This is a genomic window from Pseudoalteromonas sp. SR44-5 (assembly GCF_014163675.1).
In the GTDB taxonomy this organism is placed as follows: domain Bacteria; phylum Pseudomonadota; class Gammaproteobacteria; order Enterobacterales; family Alteromonadaceae; genus Pseudoalteromonas; species Pseudoalteromonas rhizosphaerae.
On the sequence record NZ_JACJDT010000162.1, the window covers coordinates 1 to 654 of the forward strand.

At 33.3% G+C, this 654-nt stretch carries 1 protein-coding gene; it reads left to right on the top strand.

Annotated elements, in window-relative coordinates; genetic code table 11:
• The first annotated feature begins 268 nt into the window (after positions 1-268).
• Positions 269-532, top strand: a complete 264-nt coding sequence (locus H5154_RS23010; RefSeq protein ID WP_182719763.1) for a hypothetical protein — start codon at positions 269-271, stop codon at positions 530-532.
• Positions 533-654 lie beyond the last annotated feature (122 nt).

Below are 654 nucleotides of genomic sequence, written 5' to 3' on the forward strand. Positions count from 1 at the left end.
CAGTAAATCCTCTTTTTATATTTCACGTAAAATCGAAGTAACCGATTGAATCAAAATAGGAACTCAGCTATGGTTAATGCATCAATAAAAATAAATTAAAAACGAGTTATTCTACAGCCTCGTTAGGTACCTAATCGTGGTCGAAGATTTCAAATCTATGCCTCTAATATTGAAATTCATAACAGCACACGGATTATTTTGCTTTTTGTTTTTCCTGTCGGCTGTAATACCTGGCTTTGATGTGAATTTTTCCTACAAAGGTCAGTCAATGGGTTTTGATGAAATTTGGCAAAATGATTTGGGTATTCACTTAATTTTAATAGGTTTGTTTTTTCCTACTAGCGCTATTTTACTTATTAAAAAATGGCAATATTGCCGCCAGTTTTATGCTTTTGTTATTTTAGCAACTTTTGTCATTCCAAACGCTAATGGCGATAGTTTTATCTATTTACCTTTTGCTTTAATAGTTCCATGCTTGCTTATTGCTTATCTATTCAAGTACGATAAAGCTAAGGTGTACTTCGGTACCTAACAAGTGACTATGGTGTCAATTCCTAATTTTAAACCATTTCAGGATCCCACATTACACCATCTCTCACCATTGAATTTATTATCACTACCAGCTTTCGTATACACGCAATGATGGCTACTTTT